The 22,805-nt window shown below is 67.6% G+C and carries 7 protein-coding genes; 6 read left to right on the forward strand and 1 reads right to left on the reverse strand.

The genetic code is table 11. The annotated features are described in order from the left end of the window. Window positions 1-8 precede the first annotated feature (8 nt). The 5 genes from QHF89_RS13470 to QHF89_RS13490 all read left to right on the forward strand — a co-directional run bounded on the left by QHF89_RS13470 (window position 9) and on the right by QHF89_RS13490 (window position 16,833). Window positions 9-1,487 (forward strand): tetratricopeptide repeat protein, encoded by a 1,479-nt coding sequence (locus QHF89_RS13470; RefSeq protein WP_136931316.1) that lies wholly within the window; start codon window positions 9-11, stop codon window positions 1,485-1,487. A gap of 199 nt (window positions 1,488-1,686) precedes the next feature. After that, window positions 1,687-1,959, forward strand: a complete 273-nt coding sequence (locus QHF89_RS13475; RefSeq protein WP_136931315.1) for a hypothetical protein — start codon at window positions 1,687-1,689, stop codon at window positions 1,957-1,959. A 212-nt stretch (window positions 1,960-2,171) separates the two neighbouring features. After that, complete coding sequence (locus tag QHF89_RS13480) at window positions 2,172-4,229, forward strand: AgmX/PglI C-terminal domain-containing protein (protein WP_136969644.1); 2,058 nt, start codon at window positions 2,172-2,174, stop codon at window positions 4,227-4,229. Window positions 4,230-4,579: 350 nt separating this feature from the next. After that, window positions 4,580-5,491, forward strand: coding sequence for a tetratricopeptide repeat protein (locus tag QHF89_RS13485; RefSeq protein ID WP_232379709.1), 912 nt, complete (start codon window positions 4,580-4,582; stop codon window positions 5,489-5,491). A gap of 68 nt (window positions 5,492-5,559) precedes the next feature. Continuing rightward, a complete protein-coding gene (locus tag QHF89_RS13490) occupies window positions 5,560-16,833 on the forward strand; it encodes a tetratricopeptide repeat protein (RefSeq protein WP_284720443.1) in 11,274 nt (3,757 codons plus the stop codon). Between the two features lie 277 nt (window positions 16,834-17,110). Here QHF89_RS13490 and QHF89_RS13495 read toward each other — a convergent pair whose 3' ends face one another. After that, entirely contained in the window at window positions 17,111-21,049 is a 3,939-nt protein-coding gene (locus QHF89_RS13495; RefSeq protein ID WP_136969645.1) for a serine/threonine-protein kinase, read from the reverse strand. Between the two features lie 229 nt (window positions 21,050-21,278). On the opposite strand from QHF89_RS13495, the gene QHF89_RS13500 reads away from it, so the two are divergent. After that, window positions 21,279-22,805, forward strand: a complete 1,527-nt coding sequence (locus tag QHF89_RS13500) for a hypothetical protein (protein WP_136931311.1) — start codon at window positions 21,279-21,281, stop codon at window positions 22,803-22,805.

Consider the following 22,805-nt stretch of genomic DNA (forward strand, 5'->3'; position numbering starts at 1 on the left):
AGCGAGCCATGAAGAGGTTTTCGATTCTTGTGGCGACGGCTGCCCTCACGGCCGCGGTTGGTTGCGGCGGTGGGGGAGGGGGAACGGGCGGCAAGCCCGCGGTGGATCCCAAGACCGGCGCGGCGATCGTCGACAGCAAGGGCAACGCGGTCTCCGTTGCTGCGGCGAACAAGTACAAGGACGGTCTCGAGGCCTTCAACAAGCACGACAAGGCCCGTGATTGGACCGAGGCCACTTGCCAGGAGGCGGCGGCGATCTTCCTCGACGCCGCCGACGAGCAGAGCGGCAAGACCCTGGTCGAGGCGATCTACAACGCGGGCGTTTCGCACCAGCGCTGCAAGCAGGACGCGAAAGCGAAGGAGTATTTCAAGAAGGCACTCGACGCGGATCCCAAGTTCCACCGCGCGCGGGTGCAGCTCGCGATCTACTCCTTCGCCGAGTCGCAGGAGAAGGCGATCGATCAGGCGATCAACGAGCTTTACCAGGCGGCGGTCGTCGACGCGCGGTTCCAGAACGTCGAGGGCCTCGTCCAGCTCGGCATGTTGCACATGAAGCGCAACAACACGCAGGCGGACAAGGACGGTCGCACGGACCTGCAGAACGCGAAGCGCTACGCGCAGAGCGCGCTGGCCGTCGATGACGGGTATCTGCCGGCGTTCAATCTGCTCGCGCTGATCTACATGGAGTCGGCGAAGGTGAAGGCGGGTCGTTCCTCCAAGAAGGGCGTCGCGACGAACGTCAGCAAGGAGAAGAAGATCGACACGCAGGCGTTGGATCTCGCGGCTCTGGTCTGCTCGCAGGCCATCCGCAAGAACCCGAACTACGCGCCGATCCACAACACGGCCGGCATGATCCAGGTCGAGCTCAGCAACCTGAACGGCGCCGTGAGCGCGTTCAATACGGCGCGCAAGCTCGACCCGACCTTCTACGAGGCGCAGATGAACTTCGCCGCCGTGAACCTGAGCTTCCGCGGGTTCGCGCAAGCGGAGGAGGCGTATCGCGCCGCGCTGAAGATGCGGCCGAGCGATTACGACGCGCACCTCGGGCTCGCCCTCGCGCTTCGTGGTCAGATCGACGATACGAACTTCGACAAGATGGTCGCAGCGGCCGCCGCCGAGCTGGCAGAGGCGAAGAAGCTCGCGCCGGAACGAGCGGAGACGTACTACAACGACGCGATCCTCACGCAGGAGTACAAGGCGAAGTCCGGTGGCAAGGACGCCGAACCGATGCTCCTCGCGGCGAAGCAGCTCTTCGGCGAGTTCATCGCCAAGGCTGGGACCGCGCCCGAGTATGCGGATGCGGTGAAGCGCTCGAAGGAGCGCATGGAAGAGATCCAGCAGATCATCGACTTCAACAAGCAGACCGAGGCAGAGCGCAAGGCGGCCGAGGCGGAGGCGAAGAACCGCGCCGCCGAGGCGGAAGCCAAGGGCACCGAAGAGGGCGGCGAGGCGAAGCCGCCCGAGGGTGGTGCGCCGCCGCCTCAGTAAGGGAATGGCCCGCGGTGTCCAGGATGACACCGCGGGCTTTTTTTGATCCTCCGGGAACCTTGGGTCGTTCGGGATGTCTTTTCAGGCCAGGTCGAGAGAGTCTCGAACGAAACCTGGCTCGGATCCCGTTGACCGCGCCCCTTCGGGGACGATACGATGTGACTGAAAATACGGCGAAGACTGGCGAGGAGGCTTGAAGATGAAGAGGTCAACGCGTTTGGGTGCTGCGCTGGTCGCTGGTGTCGGCGTTCTTCTCGTGTCGTCGTTTGCGTTTGCCCAGGGCAAAGCCGGCGCCGGTGGGAAGAAGGACGAGGGGTACGGATACGAGTTCACGGACGATCCCCTCAACGCCGGTGGTTTCGGGCCGACCGACGCGACGATCCGCGTTCGTCCCGGCCCGGTTCGCACGACCCTGATCCGTCCGCGCACGTCGTTCGTGCCGGAGATGCTGAAGTCGGTCGAGAATCTCTGAGGAGACTCGGGGACTCGTGCGGGGGGTTCGGGCTGCGGTTTCAAGCGGACGCGGGGAACGCGATCGCAGGGCCGCAGCGATGAATCCAAGGGCTCCATCGCCTTTTTGGGAAGGCACACGAGTCCCTGAGTAATATTCGATGCCCCGAACGCGGGGTTTCTGGTCGCCTCGGGCGACGACGAGACGCAAAAGGCAGGGAAGGCTGGCTCACGATGGAAGGCAAGCAGAAGGTCGCGCTCACGTTTGCGCTCTACCAGAATGAAGCGCTCGTGCGTCGAGAGACGGTGACGCAGGACATCGTCAAGGTTGGAAAGGACCCGAAGAGCCATCTGCGCGTCGACGACGAGCTGGCCTCGCGCATGCACGCCGTCATCGAGGTGGCGTCGCCCGAGGACATCACGCTGATCGACCTCGGCAACGAGCCGGGGACGCTCGTGAACGGCGCCCGGGTGAACAAAGTCAAGATCAAGGCCAACGATCAACTGCAGATCGGCGGCACGAAGATCGTGCTCGAGAAGGCCGAGCCGGTCGCGGTCGCGGGTGGCGCGGCGAAGGCGCCCGGCAACCCGTTTGGCGCGGCTCCGGCGGCGAACCCGTTTGGCGCGGCTCCGGCGGCGAACCCGTTCGCGGCGGCGGGCGGCAACCCGTTCGCGGCCGCTCCCGCGGCGGCGCCGAGCCCGTTCGGCGGCGGCGGCGACCCGTTCGGCATGAACAACCCCTTCGCGCAGCCGAAGCCGCCCTCGCACGATGATGTGCCGCACGATGCGCCCGAGGGCTCGTACACGTATCAGCTCGTCAAGAGCGGCCCGGACGTCCCGAACGAGGAAGTCGAGACGCCCTCCGCGTCCGTTGAGGTGATGGTCTTGTGGGATCAGATGGTCCTGCATGTCTCGCACCTGACGCCGCCGCGCTCCTTCTACGTGGGCGAGGAGGAGAGCAAGAACTTCAAGTGCGATTACTTCGTGCCCCAAGAGAAGATCGGCACGACGCGCGCGCCCGTGGTGCTCGCGGATCGCGGCGGGTCGGTCTCGGTGGTGCTCCTGCCTCGCGCGAAGGGCACGATCGAGCTCGCGGGCCAGCCGAAGATGACGGTGCAGCAGGCGATCGACAGCGGCAAGACGCAGCCCTGCTCGGAGCTCTCGGGCGCGTTCCAGATCGCGCTGCCGCCGGGCTCGAAGGCGCGCATCGACGTGGACGGCCTGATCTTCCAGGTGTCGACGGTGAACGCGGGCCGCGTGGTCGCTGGGCACGTGCAGTTCGACACGCAGAACTACCTCTACCACGGCCTGTCGATGGCCGTTCACCTCGGGCTCCTCGCGGCGATGGCGTTCTTCATGCCGCCGCTCGGTGCCACGGACGAGGACGGGGTCTCGGACGATCAAAAGTTCATGATCCAGCAGTTCCTCAACGCGGCCGCCGAAAAGGAGATGGAGGAGAAGGAGACCGAGCAGGTCGCCGACAACGCCGCCGACAACAAGGAAGGCGGCACGGGCACGCGCGCGAAGGGTGAAGAGGGTTCCATGGGTAACCCGAACACCAAGTCGTCGGGCAACCGGTACGGCGTGCAGGGCCCGGCGGACAACGCCGATCCGCATATCGCGCGGCAGGCCGCGCTGCGTGACGCGGCCGAGTTCGGCATGATCGGTCTGCTCAACTCGGGCGCCGGTGGTGATCCGAACGCGCCGACGGCGCCCTGGGGTCGCGACGATTCGCTCGGCAACGATGCGCTGTCGGCCCGCGGCAACATGTGGGGCGACAACATCGGCGACTCGTTCGGCGCGGGCGGCCTCGGTTTGTCCGGTATCGGCGAGGGCGGCGGTGGCCGCGGCGAGGGCATCGGTCTCGGCTCGATCGGAACGATCGGGCACGGCGCGGGCACGGGCACGGGCCAGGGCTTCGGCTCCGGTCACGGCCGATTGTCGGGGTCGCACCGCACGAAGCCGCCGCAGGTGCGCATGGGCGCCACGAGCGTGAGCGGTCGTCTCCCGCCCGAGGTCATCCAGCGTATCGTGCGTCAGAACTTCGGTCGTTTCCGCCTCTGCTACGAGAACGGCCTGCGGAACAACCCGAACCTCCAGGGCCGCGTCGGGGTGCGTTTCGTCATCGGTCGTGACGGCGCAGTCTCGAACGTGGGCAACGGCGGTTCGGACATGCCGGATGGCGGCGTGGTGTCGTGCGTGGTCCGCGCGTTCTACGGTCTGTCCTTCCCGCAGCCGGAAGGCGGTATCGTGACGGTCGTGTACCCGATCATGTTCAGCCCCGGCGGCTGACGTTCGATTGGGATCGTGGAGTGATGCCCCGCGGGTCAGAAGCCCGTGGGGCATCGTGTTTTTGTCGACGACCATCGGCGCGCGGGGGAGCGTCGGGGCCTCCCGAGTGCGGCCGGACGCTTGGCCCGTTGCTTTGGGAGATGGGCACAATCCAACTGGACTTTCGGCGCGCCATCCGCCTATTCTCGGCGCGCAAGAGAACGTCTCGTCCTGTGCCTGGGCGGCAATTTGGCTGCAAGTTCGAGGACTTATGTGCGTGCTTGGTGCGGTTGGGGCTGCCGTGGCCCTCTACGCGCGCGGGTGACGCGAGGAGCGGCGGAGCCGGCTCCGAGAGAAAGGTGAGCGAAGCAATGAAGCTTGGCGCAATGGTGATGGCGTCCTGTCTCGTGGTCTCGAGCATGCTCGGGCTGGGCTGCAGCCGGAACCGGCAGGAAGCCGTAATCCTCGCAAACCAGGCGGACAAAGAGGTCACGCTGAACCCGGATGGCGCTGCCACGAAGTACGAGCAGGCGACCAAGCTCGATCCCACGAACCATCGGATCTTTTACAAGCTCTCGATGGCCTACAAGAAAAAGGAGGAGTGGGACAAGACCGCGTCGACCTTGAGCCGCGCCACGCAGCTCGCGCCGAAGTTCGCGAACTACTGGTTCGAGCGCGCGTACGCGCTCGAGATGCAGGCGAAGAAGAAGACGATCTCGTACGAAGAGTCGAAGGAGCCGTACCAGAAGTGCATCGAGAACGATCCGAACTTCGCTGACTGCTACCACCAGCTCGGCAACGTGTTCCTCTGGACCGACGACGAGCAGAAGGCGCTCGAGAACTACACCAAGGCGGTCGAGCACAATCCGACCGAGATCCGGTACTATACGGCGCTCGCGGATCTCTACATCCGCCTCGGGTACACGAAGGAGGCCGAGCAGGTGCTCAAGGAAGCGAAGAACTTCGCGAAGCCCGGCGACAAGACTCTCTTCGGCGTGCACGTGCTGCTCTCGCAGGTTCACCAGGATCGCGGGTCGCTCCCCGAAATGGTGACGGAGCTCGAGGCGGCGAAGGCGGTTGCGGGCAACGAGGGCCCGGAGTCGGTGCAGATTCTCTTCAGCTTGGGCAGCACTTACGCGCAGCTCACCCCGCCGAGGACGCAGGAAGCCGTCCAGATGCTCAAGGGCTTCACCGCCCGAGCATGCAAGGGCGCGAAGGCGGCGAGCTTCAAGACCGAGTGCGAGACCGCGCAGACGCTGGTCACGCGGCTCGGTGGCAACTAGTCGGGGGCGCGGTTCGTCGACGTCGTTTGCAAGGCCTTTTGTAGGTCAGGTCAGGGGCCGAGGAATCCATGGATCTTGCGCAGCGTCTCAAGCATCTCGAGTCGGTTCGTGAATGGCAGGGGCTCGCTGAAGAGCTCGAAAAGGGGCTCGCCGGTGAGGCGGATGCCACGGCGAAGGCTGGTTACCACCTGCGTCTTGGGCGGCTCCTCGAGGAGAAGTTCCTCCAGGGTGTCAAGGCGCTCAAGCATTTGCAGGACGCCTTCAAGCTGAATTCGACGCTCACCGAGGCACTTCGCCTCGCGCGGCTCGTGTACTGGGACCTTGGCAAGATCAACATGGTCCAGAGGCTCCTCGAGCTTGAGCTGAAGGGGCTCGGAGACGGCCCCGAAGCGACCGAGCTGCTCCTGGAGCTCGGGGACGTGTACTGCGACATCGGCGACAATGAGAAAGCCGTGTCGACGTATGCGCGCGCGCTCGGTACGTCCGGGGGCACGAGCGAGGAGGCGCGCGCCAGCCTCGCCGACGCGCAAGTCGAGCTGGAGAGCTGGGAGGCGCACGTCGCAGAGCTCCTGCAGCGCGCGAACGACGCGTCGCTCGACGGGGCTTCGCGGGCGCGCCTGTTCCTGCGGGCCGCGCGTCTCGCGCGTCGCTTCGCGCCGGCGGAGGTCGATGACCTTCTCGCGAAGGCATACGAGGCAAACCCGCTCGATCGGCAAGTGGCAGCCCTCTACGAGGGGATCCTCGTGGAGGAGGAGCGCTCGCAGACGCTCGTCGACGCGCAGCGCCGCGTGCTCGATGCGATGAGCGGCCGTGGTCGCGCCGAGGCAGCGCTTCGGTTCGGCACGCGCTGGGCGACGCGCCATCAGAACCCGGAGCTCGGCTCGAAGCTGCTCGAAGAGGCGCTCGCGCACGATCCCGAGGCCGAGGGCGCGTTCACGTACCTGCGTGATGGTTGGGGTGCCAAGGAAGGCGATTGGGAGCGCGTCGCGGCGCTCGCCGAGAAGATCGCTTCGGACGGCGGCAACGGCTCGCCGTTCATGCTCGCGCAGGCCGGCGGGATCATCTGGCAAAAGCTCGGCAACGTGATGCGCGCGCGGCCCTGGTTCGAGAGGCTCTCGCAGGTCGCGCCGCAGCACCCGACGCTGCTCGCGTTCGAGACGCAGATCGGCGAGCGCCTCGGCGCGGCGACCTCGGTGCCCGCGGCTTCGGTGCCTGCGGCTTCGGTGCCTGCCGTGTCCGAGCCTGCGCCGTCCGCCGCTGCGCCCGAGGTGGAGACCGAGGTGTCCACGGAGGTCGTCGAGGAGGAGGACGCCGTCGACTGGGCGAAGATCGAAGAGCTCAAGTCGAAGGCGCAGAAGCAGGAGCAGGCCAAGCGCTTCAACGAGTACGTCAAGACGCTCGTCGAGCTCGCGGAGGCGGTGCCCGACGCGGCGGACAAGATCTCGTACTACCTGCAGGCCGCGGAGCTCTACACGGGCAAGTTCTCGAACGCGGCCGAGGCCGTGAAGTGCTTCGAGGCGATCCTCGTCATCGACGGCGAGAACGCGCAAGCGATCGAGTACCTGCAGCAGAGCTACGAGAAGCGTCGCGACTGGGAGAAGCTCATCGGGCTGAACCGGCGCAAGGCGCAGATGATGCCGCCGGGGCCGTCGCGTGCCGAGAAGTTCCTCGAGATCGCGAAGCTCGCCACCGAGCGCGTCAAGAAGCCCGAGGTCTGCGTCGAGCTTTGGGATGAGGTCCTCGCCGACGATCCGGAGAACGTCGAGGCGCTGAATGCGCTGTCGGGCCTCCACGAGCGCTCGAAGGACTGGGACAAACTCGCCGTTGTGCTGCAGAAGCAGGTCGAGATCACGGCTGACTTCAAGGCGAAGGAGGCGCTGCTCGGCAAGCTCGGCGCCCTCTACGGCGAGCGCCTGAACAACGACGACGCTGCGATCGAAGCGTGGGAGCAGCTCCTCACGCTGAACCCGAACGAGCGCAAGGCCCAGGAGGCGCTGAAGAAGCTCTACCTGAAGGTCGCTCGCTGGGAGGACCTGCAGCGGTTCTACGAAGAGCAGGGCAAGTGGGACGAGTTCATCCGCGTTCTCGAGTCGCAGGAGGCGAAGGAGACCGAGGACAAGAACAAGATCAGCCTGCTCATGAAGACGGCCCAGCTCTGGCTCGACCAGAAGGGCAAGTCCGATCGGGCGATGAAGGCCTACGAGAAGGTGTGGACGATCGACGCCGGGTACCTACCAGCGGCCGAGGCGCTCATCCCGCTCTACACGCAGGCCAACAACGCGAAGGGGCTCGCGGTCGCGATCGAGGTCAAGCTCGCGAACGATCAGGACGCCGACACGAAGCTCGCGCTCTACCGTGAGGTCGCGGGCCTCTACGAGGCGAAGCTCAAGGAGCCGCAGAAGGCGTTCGAGCGGTTCCTATCCGCGTTCGAGCTCGCACCCGGCGACGAGCAGTGCGTCGAGGATGTGGAGCGCGTCGCGCGCACGACGGGGAGCTGGGACAGCCTCATCGCGTCGTACGGCAAGACGATCGCGCGCGCGGATGAGGATCTGGATCGGGATCTCGGGATCGCGCTGCGGCTCCGGCTCGGTCGTGTGCTCGTCGACGAGGTCAAGCGCGTGGACGACGCGCTCGCGCAGTTCCGCGCCGTGTACGACACGGACAGCGAGAACGCGGCGGCGATCTCGGCGCTCGAGCGCCTTTACCGCGACACGGGTCGGTTCACGGAGCTCCTCGAGATCTACAAGCGCAAGCTCGAGCTGGCGCAGGACACCGAGGAGACGAAGAGCATTCGCTACGCGATCGCGCAGCTCTACGTGAACGAGATCAAGGATCCGGCGAGCGCGATCACGACGTACAACGAGGTGCTCCAGGACGATCCGGCCGACGCGCCGGCGCTCGAAGCGCTCGATACGCTCTACCGCGAGCAGGAGCAGTGGGAGAGCTACGTCGACGTGCTTCGTCGGCGCATCGAACTGAACCTCGGCGACGCGATCACGGTCGACCTCAAGTACCGGCTCGGCTCGACGCTCGAGAAGCTCGGTGATGCGCACGGCGCGCTCGAGAATTACCGGGAGATCCTGGTCCTCGATCCGGCGAACGACGGCGCGCGCATTGCGCTCGAGAAGCTGCTCGAGAACGAGGAGCTCCGCGCCGAGGCGGCCGGGATCCTGCAGGAGATCTACGAGACGCGCGGCGACTGGGAGAAGCTCATCCAGTCCCTCGAGATCCTGGCGGCCGCGGAGGCGGACGTCGGGACGCGCGTGAACCTCCTGCGCAAGGTCGCCCGCACGGCGGCCGAGCACCTGACGGATCTCGCGCGGGCGTTCGAGGCGCAGAGCCGCGCCCTGAAGGACGATCCGTCGAACGGCGAGACCCGCGGCGAGCTCGAGCAGCTCGCGGCGCAGGCCGGTTCGTGGGACAAACTCTTCGCGGTCTTCAGTGAGATCGCGGGGGGCCTGAGCGACGAGCGACTGGCGCGCGAGTACTGGATGCGGCTCGCGGGCATCTCGGAGAAGCTCGGCAAGATCGAGGACGCGGCGAACGGCTACAAGCGCGTGCTTGAGATCGATCCGGCGGACGGCGAGGCGCTCGCCGCGATGGACGCGCTCTATCGCCGCACCGAGCGGTGGCAGGACCTCATCGAGGTTTTCCGTCGTCGCATCGCGCTCGCGCCGGAGTTCACGGATCGCGAGGCGCTCTTCGCGCAGATGGCCGAGGTCTACGAGGAGAAGCTCTCGCAGCCCGGCGACGCGATCGCGGCCTACCAGGAGGTGCTGCGCGAGGATCCGACGAGCAACGTGGCGCTCGCCGCCCTCGACGGGCTCTTCTCGCGGCAGAGCATGTGGGAGGACCTCGCGGACAACCTGGAGCAGCAGCTCCGGTACGCCACCGAGGACGAGCAGCAGATCCGGCTCATGCTCCGCCTCGCGGCGCTGCGCGAGTCGAAGATGAACCTGCTCGAGACCGCGATCGAGGGCTACCGCCAGGTCCTCGAGCGTGAGCCCGCGAATGCGGAGGCGCTCGGCGCGCTCGAACGGCTCGGCAAGCTGCCCGAGCACGAGGTGGCGATCGCCGAGATCCTCGAGCCGCTCTACAGGGCCTCGGGCGATTACATGAAGCTCATCGGCGTGCACGAGGTGCAGGTCCGACGGAGCGACGATGTGAGCCGCAAGGTGGAGCTGCTCCATCAGATCGCGACGCTCTACGAGGACGCCGGCGGTGATCTGAACTCGGCCTTCGACACGTACGCGCGCGCGCTCGGGCACGACCCGGCGCTCGATACGACGCAGCAGGGCCTGGATCGACTGGCGCGCGCAACGGGGCGGTTCGCCGACCTCGCGCGCGTGCTGGAGGAGCTCGCGGCGCAGCAGCAGGAGCCGGAGCTTTCGAGCCAGCTCTACACGATGAGCGCGCGCGTCTATGAGTCGGACATCGGCGACATCGAGAGCGCGATCAAGCACTACCGCAAGGTGCTCACGATCGACGCGCGCAACCTCGGCGCGGCCGAGGCGCTGGAGAACCTCTTCAGGGCCGCGGATCGCTTCGAGGAGCTCTCCCAGATCCTGCAGCAGAAGGCCGACATTCTCGACGAGCTCGGCGAGAAGAAGGGCGCGCTCTTCCAAGCAGCGTCGATCGAGGAGGAGATCCTCCAGCGGCACGACGCGGCGATCGCGGTGTACGGCAAGATCCTGGAGCTCGATCCGGAAGATCTCGGCGCGATCGATCAGCTCATCAAGCTCTACCTCGGTTTGTCGCGGTGGGCCGACCTTCTCGCGGTGTACACGAAGAAGGTCGATCTCGTCGGTGATCCCGAGGAGAAGAAGAGCATCTACTACCAGATGGGCGCGGTCTACGAGAGCGAGCTCAAGGACGTGCCGGCGTCGATCGACACGTACCAGCGCGTGCTCGAGCTCGATCCGGACGATCAGCAGGCGCTCGGTCGGCTCGACGTGCTCTACCAGCAGGCCCAGAACTGGCACGAGTTGCTCGGCGTGCTCGAGCACCTCTCGCGCATCTCGGCCGATCCGGCGGAGCAGATCAGCTACAACTACCGAATCGCCGAGCTCTACGAGAAGCACCTCGGCGACGTGCAGCGCGCGATCGAGCTTTATCGCGATCTCCTGCAGGTGATGCCCGATCACGAGCCCACGCTGGTGGCCCTCGAAGGCATCAAGAGCAGCGGCGCGACGGCGGCGCTCGAAGCAGCCCTCGTGCTCGAGCCCATCTACGACACCGCGCAGCAGTGGGACAAGCTGATCAGCGTCCTCGAGGTCCAGGTCGCGAAGGCGGACGATCCGTACGCCAAGGTGGAGCTGCTCCACCGCATCGCGCGCCTGCACGAGGAGATGCTCGGCAACCACCAGGCGGCCTTCGACACGTACGCGCGGGCGGTGACGTTCGACATCGCGAACCAGGATTCGCTCGGCAACATCGAGCGGCTCGCGATGTACGTGACGCGGTGGAAGGACGTCGCGGCGCTCTACGATCAGGAACTCGGCAAGCTCGGTGAGCAGCCGGATCAGTTCGTCGAGCTCGGTCTTCGTCTCGCGGGGATTTTCGAGACGCAGCTCGAGGACGTCGACAGCGCGGTGGCGCGTTACCGGCGCGTGCTCGAGGTCGACGCGGAGAACTGGACGGCGATCTCCTCGCTCGACCGGCTCTTCACGATGACCGAGCGCTGGACCGATCTCGTGCCCGTGCTCGCGCGTGAGGCCGAGTCGTCGCCGAACCCGGAGGACGCGCTCGAGTTCAAGTACCGCCTCGGCCAGGTCCACCAGCTCCGCTTGAACGATCTGGCGGCGGCGATCGGCGTCTACCGCGAGATCCTGAACGCGGCGCCCGATCACACGGCAACGCTGGAGGCTCTCGAAGGGCTCTTCGCGGCGGGCGTGAAGCAGCTCGAGATCGGCGAGATCCTGGAGCCGCTCTACCAGTCGTCCGGTGACTGGGAGAAGCTCGCGGGCGTCCTCGAAGCGCAGCTCGCGCACCTCACGGAGCCCGCGGATCGGCTCGCCATGTACTACCGCATGGCGGAGATCCACGAGGAGCGGCTCGTGGCGCTCGACGGCGCGCTCGGCGTGTACGTCCGCGCGCTCAAGGAGTACCCGGCGGACGAGAAGACGCTCGAAGAGGTCGAGCGGCTCGGCGGTTCGACGGACGGCGGCTGGAACACCCTCGGCGACGCGTATGCCGACGTGCTCGGCCTGCACGGCGACAAGGCGGTGCAGACGAACATCGGCACGCGGCTCGCGCGCGTGTTCGAGGAGGAACTGCGCGACATCGAGAAGGCGGAGCAGACGTACCGCTACGTTCTCGGCGTCGATCCGCTCGATCCGAAGGCGCTCGCCGAGCTCGATCGGATCTACACGGGGCTCGAGCAGTACGCCGACCTCGCGGGGATCCTCGAGCAGCGGGTCAAGGTGCCGATGGAGCCGTACGAGCACATCGAGCTCTACGGCCGCCTCGGCCAGGTGTACGAGGAGCAGCTCGGGCAGGTGGACGACGCGATCCGCGCCTTCCGTCGGCTCTTCGACGAACTCGACCCGAACAACGAGGCCGCGATCTACGCACTCGAGCGCCTGTACGGCAGCAAGGGTTCGTGGACCGAGCTGATGGGCGTCTACGAGCGCGAGCTCCAGATCACGGCGAACGAGGGCGACGTGCGCGCGAAGATGGCGCGCCTGCTCTCCGAGCCGGAGATGCTCAACAACATCCCGGCCGCGATCGACATGTGGAAGCAGGTCCTCGACATCAAGGGCGAGGACACGGAGGCGCTCTTTGCGCTCGCGAACCTGTACGAGCGCGAGCAGCGGTGGGCGGAGCTCTGCGAGGCCCTCGAGCGGCAGTTCGACGTTGAGCCGACCGACGAGGCACGCGTGGCCGTGCTCCTCCGTCGCGCGAAGCTCTACAACGACAAGCTGACGCGCGACGACCTCGCGCTCGACGACTACAACCGCGCGCTCGACATCGAGTACGCGAACGTCGAGGCGCTCTACGCGATCGCGGACATCTGGCGGAAGCGCAACGATCCGAACGAGCTCGTGAGCATTCTCCACCAGACGGTGGATCGCGCAGGTTCGGTGCTACCGGCCGAGAACGTGGTGGCCCTCTACCGCGAGCTCGGGACGACGTACCAGAACGTGCTCGTCCAGGCGTACGACGCGATCGACGCGTGGCGGAAGCTGCTCGCGGTCGATCCGCGCGACTTCGAGGCCATGGCGGCGCTCGAGAACCTGCTCCGCGCCGAAGAGCGCTGGGTCGAGGTGATCGACGTCAAGATGGGCCGCGCGGCGGCGTACGAGGACGGCGCGGAGAAGATCCGCGAGTACCTCGAGGTCGCCGACATCTGGGAGCACCAGGTCCAGGACAAGGACAAGGGCACGCCGGCGTACGAGAAGGTTCTCGAGATCGAGCCGACGCACGATCGCGCGTACCTCGCGCTCGAAGAACTGCACTCGGCCGCGCATCGCGCCGAGCCGCTCATCGAGCTGTACCTCGCGCGCCTCGACTCGCGCGAGGACACCGACGAGAAGACGGACATCCTCCGCAAGGTCGCGCGCGTGTTCGAGACCGAGCTCGAAGACCGGATGCAGGCGTTCGACGCGCTGCTCACGGCGTTCGAGCTCGACTTCGACAACATGGAGACGGTTCGTTACCTCGAGCGCATGGCGCAGGCGACGAACCGCTGGCCGGAGCTTGTGCAGACGGTCAACGGCTGGCTGCAGGCGCTGAACCCGGACCGGGATCCGCTCCGCACGATCCGGCTCTGCCTGCACCTCGCGAAGTGGTACGCGGAGGACCTCGGGCACCCCGAGTACTCGCAGCCGTACTACGGCAAGGTGCTGCAGATCGACCCGAACAACGTCGACGTGCTGCGCCAGATGGCGAACTTCCACAAGAAGGGCGGCCAGTGGCAGCAGCAGGGCCAGATGCTCACGCGGGCCCTCGAGATCGCCGTCAAGGACACCGATCGCAAGGAGATCCTGACGGAGCTCGGCGAGGTGCTCGAGAAGAACGCGGGCGACGTGGAGCAGGGCCTCTCGTTCTACAAGCGCGCGCTCGACGTGGACGCGTACCACCTGGCGGCGCTCGAGGCGCTCGACCGCATCTACACGGATCGCGGCCTGCTCCCCGAACTGGTCGACATCCTGACCCGCAAGGGCAAGGCGCAGACGGAAGCCTCGCAGATCGCGGCCACGAAGCTGCGTTGCGCGGGCCTCTACGAAAAGGACCTCGGCCAGATCGAGAAGGCGGGTCAGGTCTACCGCGAGGTGCTCGAGGTGGACGCGGCCAACCTGCTCGCGATGCGCGGCCTGGAGCGCGTCTACAACCAGACGCACCAGTGGCCGGATCTCGTGGGCGTCCTCGAGATGCAGCTCGACGTGGTCACGACGGAGCGCGAGCGCATCGACGTGCTGCTCAAGATCGCGAAGATCCAGGAGGAGCAGTTCCTCAAGCCGGATCTCGCGGCCGCGAGGCTCGAGCAGGTCGTGGACATCGATCCGCACCACGAGGCGGCGCTCGACTCGCTCGAGCGTTGCTACCGCCGGCTGCGGCAATGGCACGACCTCATCAACACCTACGATCGCCACATCAACGCGACGATCGATCGGCAGAAGAAGATCGATCTCTGGTCGGCGACGGCGAAGGTGTACGCCGAGGAGGTCCAGGACTTCGACCGCGCGATCGACGCGTGGCTGAACATCACGGACCTCGACGACAAGCACATCCCGGCGCTCGAGGCGCTCGCGAAGCTCTACGAGAAGCAGGAGGATACGTCGCGCGCCATCGACTACATGACGCGCGTCGCCGACCTGACTCCGGACGGCAAGCAGCGCGTCGAGATGTATTACCGGATCGGTAAGCAGCTCGACGAGAAGATCGGGGATCGGATCGCGGCGCGGGATCGGTTCGAGATGGCTCTCGATCTGGATCCGGCGCACCTGCAGACCCTGGCCGCGTTGCGCGTCATCGCGATCGACTCCGAGGATTGGGACACCGCCGCGCGGTACCTCGATCAGGAGCAGATGAACACCGAGGCGCCGCGCCAGCGCGCCAAGCTCCTCGTGGAGCTCGGCAGGCTGCGCGACGATCGGCTCGGCGAGCACGATCTCGCGGTGCAGGCGTACGAGCTCGCGCTCCAGAGCGACGGCGACAACGAGGACGCGGCGATGCCCTTGCTCGCGGAGTACGTGAGCAACGAGAAGTGGACGAAGGCGGAGCCGCTCGGCGAGATGCTCGTCCGGAAATCGGGCAAGCGCGAGAAGTCCGAGCAGCACCGACTGCAGAACACGTTCGGCAAGGTGCTCGTCGCGATCGGGAAGAACGAGCAGGCGCTCAAGGCGTACCAGGCTGCCTACGCGATCGACATGACGAACCGCGAGACCATCGAGGGCCTCGCCGACGTCTGCTTCCGCTTGGGTGACTGGGCCGGCGCGCTGACGAACTACCAGAAGGTCCTCGGGACGACGGACGAGGCCGAGACCGAGGCGCGCGCGAACGTCTACTACAAGCTTGGCCTCATCAAGCAGAACCAGGGCCAGGCGAAGCAGGCGATCAACAACTTCGAGAAGGCCCTCGGCGTGGAGCCGGCTCACCGGCCGACGCTCGACGCGCTCGTCGGCGTCTACGACGGGTTGAAGGACTGGAAGCAGGTCGCGCACTACAAGCGCCAGATCCTCGACAACATCATCGACGGCGCCGAGCGCTTCAAGCTCCTCGGCGAGATCGCCGATACGTGGGAGAAGGATCAGAACCCGACGAAGTCCGTCGAGGCGCTCGAAGAGGCGCTCGATCTGGAGCCGCAGAACCACGTTTTGCTGCACCGGATGCTCACGCTGTACCAGAAGGTCAGTCAGTGGGAGCAGATGGTGGACACGCTCCAGCGCATCGCGGACCTCGAGACGCAGCCCGGTCGCAAGTCGCGCTACTTCTTCACGATGGCGCAGATCTACCGCGACAAGCTCGAGGATCTCCCGCGCGCGGTGGACCTGTTCAACGACGCGCTGGATCTCGATCCGGCGTTCCTCGACGCGTTCGAGCGCATCAACAAGATCCTTACGTCGCAGAGGGACTGGAAGCAGCTCGAGCGCGCGTACCGGAAGATGCTGCACCGCGTGGCGGGCAAGGGGAACATCGACCTCGAGTTCACCCTCTGGCACGCGCTCGGCCTCATCTACCGCGATCGCCTCGAGGACGTGAACGCGGCGGTCGAGACGTTCAAGATCGCCGCGCGCCTCAAGCCGGAGGACCAGCAGGAGCACCAGATCCTGGCGCAGCTCTACACGGGCCTCGGGAACACGGAGGAAGCGATCTCCGAGTACCAGTCACTCGTGAAGATCGACGCGACGAACGCCGACTCCTACCACGAGCTCTACCGGCTCTACGTGGAGCAGAAGGCGTATGATCCGGCGTGGTGCACGGCGGCGGCGCTCGCGTTCATCCGCAAGGCCGACGAGGACGAGCAGCGCTTCTTCGAGGACTACCGTCCGCAGGGGATGCTGCAGGTCAAGAACCGGCTCGACAACGAGCAGTGGCTCCGGAACCTCTTCCACGAGGAAGAGAACCTCTACATCGGCAAGATCTTCGAGATGATCGCCTCCGCGGCGCTCAAGGCGAAGATCGCGACGCTGGAGGCGAAGAAGGAGAAGCCGGTCCTCGATCCGCGGTTCCGCCAGGATCCGGCCACGTCGACCGTCACGTTCGCCCGTACGTTCGGCTGGGCCTCACAGGTGCTCGGGATCCCGTGCCCGGCGTTGTACGTGCGCAGCGACGTGCCGGGGGCTCTCGTCGCCGTTCCGGCCGAGCCGCCCTCGTCGGTTGCAGGTCAAACGGTCTTGACCGGGTTCTCGCCGCAGGAGCTGACGTTCATCATCGGCAAGCACCTCGCGATGTATCGCGGCGAGCACTACATCAAGACGCTGTTCCCGACGGTCACCGAGCTGACGGTGCTCCTCTTCGCGGCGATCAAGCTCGTCCAGCCGGACGCGCCTTCGCCGGCGGACATCGACAAGCAGGTGCTGGCGACGGCGCAGACGATCCGCCAGTTCATGCAGCCGATGCAGATCGAAGGTCTGCGGATGGTCGTGAAGAAGTTCGTGGCGGACGGGGCGAAGGCGAACCTCAAGCGGTGGTCGCAGTGCGTGGACATCACGGCGAACCGCGCTGGATACCTGCTCTGCGGCGACCTCGAGATCGCGAAGAAGATCATCGCGGCCGAGCCGCAGCAGCCGGGTGATCTGCCGCCGCAGGAGAAGCTGAAGGAGCTGCTCCTGTTCTCGGTGTCGGATCAGTACTTCGCGCTGCGGCAGCAGCTCGGCATCGCGATCGGCGGCGAGTAACCGCTCTCGGCGCAGACAAAAGCGAGCCGCCCTCCTCGGAAGGGGAGGGCGGTTTCGTTTTGTGCACCAATGGCTGCACGGAGAGGTGCTGGCAGGCCCCTCCCGTTGGCATCGACCGCATCGCGGTTGGTGCACCAAGGGTCCAGGGCTGGCCCTGGTCCGGGTCGAGGGGTGGACAACTCCGGGGTTCGGGGCGTAGCTCGGCTTGCCGAGCGTAGCCCCATCGTTGACCAGACGGGTCCGGGGTGAAACCCCGGCGCCACGCCGTGAAGTCCCCCTAGCTTTCGGACAGGGGGAGGGCGAGGACCTGCTCGATGGGCTTCGTCACGCAGCCGTAGGCTTCGGCGGCGGCGAGCAGGCCTGCGTTGTGCGGGAGGTTCACCAGGAAGGCGCGCGCGTAGGGCGTGCCTTCGAGGCCCTTCAGGCGGCGCTCGAGGTGCGGGACGGCGCGCTGGATCGCGTCGCGGGCGCTCTTCAGGTCGCCGATGTCGACGTACGCGTCGTGCAGCGTCAGGTAGATCGAGGCCTCGTTGAGCAGGCTCGGCGCGCCGGATTCGACGAGGCGCGCGGCCTCGCAGGCGAGCTCGATCGCCTGGTCGGAGTTGCCGAAGCGACGCTCGGCCTCGGCCCAGAAGCCGAGCGCGACGGGCAGGACGTCGCGGTTCTGCGAGGCGCGGTAGGCCTCGGTCGCCGTCTTGAGCAGCGAGCGCGCGCGCGGGATGTTGCCCGCGCCGTCCGTGCGCAGGAGCTCGCAGCCGCGGTAAAAGAGCGTGCCGAGCGTCACGCGATCCTTGTGGAACCAGGCGACGGTCGCTTCGTCGGCGCTCGTGCGGGGCTCGGTGAGGGCCCCGTCGAGGCGGCTGTCGGGGCCGAACGTCGCGGCCCAGCAGAGCAGGTTCATCTGCGCGTTGCGCACCGTGCCAGGGCTGCCGATCGCCGAGGCCTTCGCGAGGCCCGCTTCGAGCTGGTGCAGGGCCTCGTGGCGCGCGCCGATGGTGGTCAGGGCGAAGCCGACGTTCGTGATGAGCATGGCCTCGCGCTCTTGCAGGCCTGCGCTCTTCGCGGCGCGGGCCGCGTTGCGCCGGGCGTCGAGCGCTGCGCCGAGCTGACCTTGCGTCTGCCGCACGACGGCGAGGGCTTGCCAGGCGTCGACGGCGGCCCAGTCGATCGATCGGCGCTCGGTGAGGTCGAGCAGGACGCGCGTCTCGCGCTCGGCGAGGTCGAGCTGGCCTGCATAGGCGTAGAGGTTTGCGAGCGATGCCGAGCAGCGCGCCTCTTCCTCGACGAGGCCGAGCGTCGCCGCGCGATCGCGGCACTGGATGAGACGCGCTTCGACGTCGAAGCCGGCGCCGAGCACGTAGTCGTACCGGACGCGCGCGCCGAGGGAGCGGATCTCGCTCTCCTCGTCGAACACGTTTTCGGCCATCGCGTCGATGGCCTCCTTGCGCTCGGAGGACTTCGCGTCGAGGCGGCTGTGGGCCTCGTCGAGCAGCACCGCGCGGCCGAATGCGGTTGGTTTGTCCGTCGCGAACATGAGCGATCGTTCGGCCATCTTCACGGCCTCGCCGAGCGAGTTCGTAGCGAGGGCGCGCCGCGCGGCGGTCTCCCAGTAGACGGCGGCTTTCTCTTGCTGCGCGCCGAGATCGAAGTGCTGCGCGACGGTCGCGGCGTCCTCGCCCATGTTGGCGAGCCACGCGGCTGCGGCGGCGTGGATCTGCTTGCGGAGCTCCTCGTTCGCCGAGGCGTAGGCGACGTCGCGGACGAGGGCGTGCTTGAAGAGGAACTCGCGCGTGCCGGCGAAGCGGCTCGCGCCGTGCTCGACGAGCAGCTCGGCGGCGATGAGTTTTTTCAAGGCGCCGTCCGCGTCGGCTACGCCGACGGCGCTGATGCCCGAGTCCCACACGCTCAGGCCGAGGACGCTCATGCGCACGACAGCTTCGCGCGTCGCGTCGTCGAGCGCGTCGAGGCTGACCTGGATCGCGGCCTCGATCGTGGCGGCCGTGGTGACGTCCTTGCCCGCGGCGATGACACGCGCGAGCTCCTCGGCGAAGAGCGGCGAGCCCGCGGCTTGCTCCGCGACGCGGTTCAGCACGGCCTCGTCCGCGCCCTCGCCGATGATGGCGCGGGCGATCTCGCGTGTGGCCTTCTTCGACATCGGGCGCAGATCGATCCGCACGTGATCCCGGCCGACGAAGCGTTGGCCTTGATCACGCCAGAAGCCTGGTCGCATGACCATCATCACGAACAGGGGCAGGTTCGTGGCGCGGCCGAGCAGGTGCTCGATCCAGGAGATGCTCTCGGGGTCGGACCACTGCGCGTCCTCGAAGAGCAGGACGCAGGTGCCGCTGGAGGCGGCGCCGAGGGCGAGCTCGGTCATCGAGAGGTAGAGCGAGTCGCGGGCGCCGCGCGGATCGAGGCCTTCGTCGAAGGGCTGGTTCGCGAGCAGGCGCGAGAGCAAGGTGCTGTCGCCGCTCCGGAGCTTGCGCACGCGCAGGGCCTGCTCGACCTGTTCGAGGCTCGCGCCTTTCGGAAGACCGAGCATGGCGCGGAGCGCGTCGGTGGCGACGCCGAGGGCCTGGGCGCGGCCGAAGGACTCACATCGCACGCGGACGAGCAGCGGGGGTTCGTCGCGTGTCGTGATGCGGTTGACGAACTCGCGACCGAGGCGGCTCTTGCCGATGCCAGGCGGGCCCGAGATCGTGACGATGATCGGCGTGCCATCGTCGACGCAGCGCTCGTACTGCGCGAGCGCGTTGATGAGTTCGGCTTCGCGGCCGATGAACTGTTCGGTTTTGCGACCCTCGGGCTTGGCGCGCGCGCCGACCTTGAAATGGCCGCCCGGGACCGAGTCGAACTGGAAGAAGCCCTTGTCGAGGTCCTTCGTGGTGCCGTCGCAGAGCAGGTTCGCCTCGCCTGCTTTTCGCGCGAGCGCGCTCGCGCGATCAACGACGTCGCCCGCAGATTTGACGCGATCGAGCCGCGTGCGGCCCGTGGAGACGCCCACGCACGCGCCGAGCTCGGCGAGCCAGCGGCCGAGATCGAGGGCGTTCGTGGCCTCGTCGCCGTGCGACTGGCGCATGCCGAGGTGCGCGACGATCGAGTCGGTGCCGAGGGGCAAGGCGTCGGCGCCGCGCTCGCGCAGACGTTCGAGGAGCTGCAGGCGTTGCTCCTTGCGCGAGCCGACCTGCAGCGCGACGAGCGTCGTGACGAGCCGCGTGTTCATGGGCGGCGGCTCGGTCGAGGTGGCGAGCGCGCGCGCGACCTCGGGGACGGATGGATCACGGCAGAGCGCGTCGAGCTCGAGCGCGACCTCGCGCGACGACGTCGGGCGATGCTCGCGCTCGGACATGAGCATGCGCGCGACGAGCTCTTCGAGGGCCTCGGGGACGTCGAGGAGCAGCTCGCTCAAGCGGGGCGCGGGCGTCGTGGCGAGCAGCGCGATCGTGGCGATCGAGTTCGAGCCGATGTGCGGGGGCCTTCCCGTGAGCAGCTCGAAGAGCGTCGCGCCGAGCGAGTAGATGTCGCTGCGCGCGTCTGCGATGGCGTCGCCGCGGGCCTGCTCGGGGGCCATGTACGCGGGGGTGCCGACGAAGATGTCGTTGCCGGTCAGGCGCATGTCGCGCGAGGTCGCGACGCCGAAATCGACGAGCTTCGAGGTGAGCTGCTCGGGGACGGGCTCGCCGTCGTCGCGGGTCCTGCGCGTCGTGCGCGTGGAGACGGGGGGCGAGTCGGGATCGGGGAAGCGGCTCGAAAGGACGAAGATGTTCGAGGGCTTGATGTCGCGGTGGACGACGCCGGCGTCGTGGGCGGCGGCGAGCGCGAAGGCGACCTGACGCGCGATGTCGAGGGCCTGGCGCATCGTGAGCGCGGCGCGGAGCTGGCGCGTGAGCAGGTCCTCGCCTTCGAGCCACTCCATGGCGATGAAGGGCGTGCCTTCGTCGAACTTGCGGCCGAGCGCGGCGGTGTAACTCGAGTCGAGGGCGCCGTAGGCCACGACCTGGACGATCCCGGGATGATCGAGCTCGCTCAGGATCTTGCCCTCTTGCAGGAGGCGGGTGCGCTCGCCGGGATCGGACTCGCCTGCGGCGATGATCTTCAGGGCGACGCGCCGCTGGGAGACCGTGTCGAACGCGCGGAACACGATGCCGACGGCGCCACGTCCGACCTCGCGCTCGACCTGAAATCGCCCGGCGATGAGCTGCTGGGTGCGTGCCATGCCTTGCTCGGGACTCCCTATCGCCGGTTGCCGGCCGAGGGTGTACGTAGGCCCGTGGTGCGCGGGCCCGCCCAAGGGTACACAATCGGCGCACGAGCCAAAAGGCGGCAGGTGCACCCGAGAGCGCGCTCGCTTGACGGTCTCGGGCCGAGCCCCTAGCCTCTCGGCCACGTGCCCGCCGGATTCGGGTGAACCGGCGAGCGCAGGAGACGCGAAGAGGAGCTAGCGCATGCTCGAGCGGGTCGCGGTCCACCAGACGAGGCTCCGCACGCCGGGCCTCGGCCTGGACGCGCGCGGCGTGGCGCTCGGCGCGAAGGGCGTGGTCCTCCTGCCCTCGATCGATCGGCTCGTCGCGTTTCTCGCGCTTTACACGAGGCAGGGTTCGCTCGCCGACATCCTCCGGTCGCTCGCGATCGAGGTCGTGCGCTCGAAGCTCGGGGCGCGCGAGGTGACGCTCACGTTCGCGGCGGAGACGAGCGATCGCATGGACCGGATCGCCGAGATCGCGCGCCTCGCGGGCGGATACACGTTCACCGGGACGAGCCGTCACTTCGTCCAGTACCGCGACGCGGCGGCGCCCTTCGGCTACGACGTCGCGCAGATCAGCGCGGGCGACGCGACGCTCTGGCTCTACCACAACACGTTTTCGCAGAGCTACGAGGCGGAGCGGAAGGTCGACGTTCGTTCGCTCGTGCTGCGCCTCGAGCCGCACGCGGATCCCGCGACGGGGCGCGAGCCCGGGCCGCGCTGGCTCGCCGCGGAGGCGGGGCTCGGGCCGGCGCTGATCCACTACTTCGTGCGCTCGGGCGTCACGGCCGAGGTCGGCGTCGCCGAGTGGCCGCCGGCGTCGAGCTTCGATGATGGGCCGGTCGTCCGGTACCTGTTCCGTGTGCCCGAGCTGCCCGAGCGCATGATCCCGCTGCTCACGCGGACGCCGGGCCTCTCGATGTTCGTCCCGGCCGCGCCGGGCACGGCCGTGGAGGTCGGGTTTCGGCACCCCGTGAACCTCCGCGCGTGCCCCGTCTTCGCGGAGACGGGCCTCGTTCTTTTCCGTGGCCACGGGCTCGATCCGCTGGAGATCCCGAAGCTGCCCGCGCTCGGCGACGTGCGCGCCTTCGCCCGCATGGAGATGCGCAAGGACGTGGCCGCGGCGCACGCGAGCGCCCAGCCGACGACGTCCGTCTCGGTCGCGCTGCGCCTCGTGCCCACGCTCGATCCATGGCGGCACGTGACCGCGACCTGGGTCGAGGCCGAGGACCTGCCGGTGCTGCGCCGCATCGCCTATGCGCTCGGGCCGGAGAGCCTACGCGCGGCGCGCGTCGCGTTCACCGAGCGCGGCGCGATCGTCCGCCATCCGACGGGCATCGAGGGCATCCCCGTGGGGCAGTTCTTCCGCGAGGTGCACAAGCAGCTCTACGTGCCCGCGGGCTACGACGTGGTGCCTGCGGTCGCGCCCGACGTGCTCTATCGCTCGCTCGGGGCGCCGCCGGGGCAGGTGCTCTTCATCGGCCGCGACGGCGCCGTGCTCGGCGTGCCCGAGGAGGGGTTCGTCTCGCTCGAAACGGCCGTGCTCGAAGCGCAGGCGTGGCTCCCGCTCGCGGCCGATCGCTTCGCGGACGCGCTCTCGTCGGCGCTGGCCACGGAGCTGCCCGAAGTGACGCTCGGCGGCGTGGGCCTCCGGCCGCTGCGCGACGTCAATGCGGGCGACGACGGCGCACTCCCCGCGCTCCCCGGGGGCGCGAGCGGCGGAGGCTAG

Source organism: Polyangium sorediatum (assembly GCF_029946465.1).
Classification (GTDB): domain Bacteria; phylum Myxococcota_A; class Polyangia; order Polyangiales; family Polyangiaceae; genus Polyangium; species Polyangium fumosum.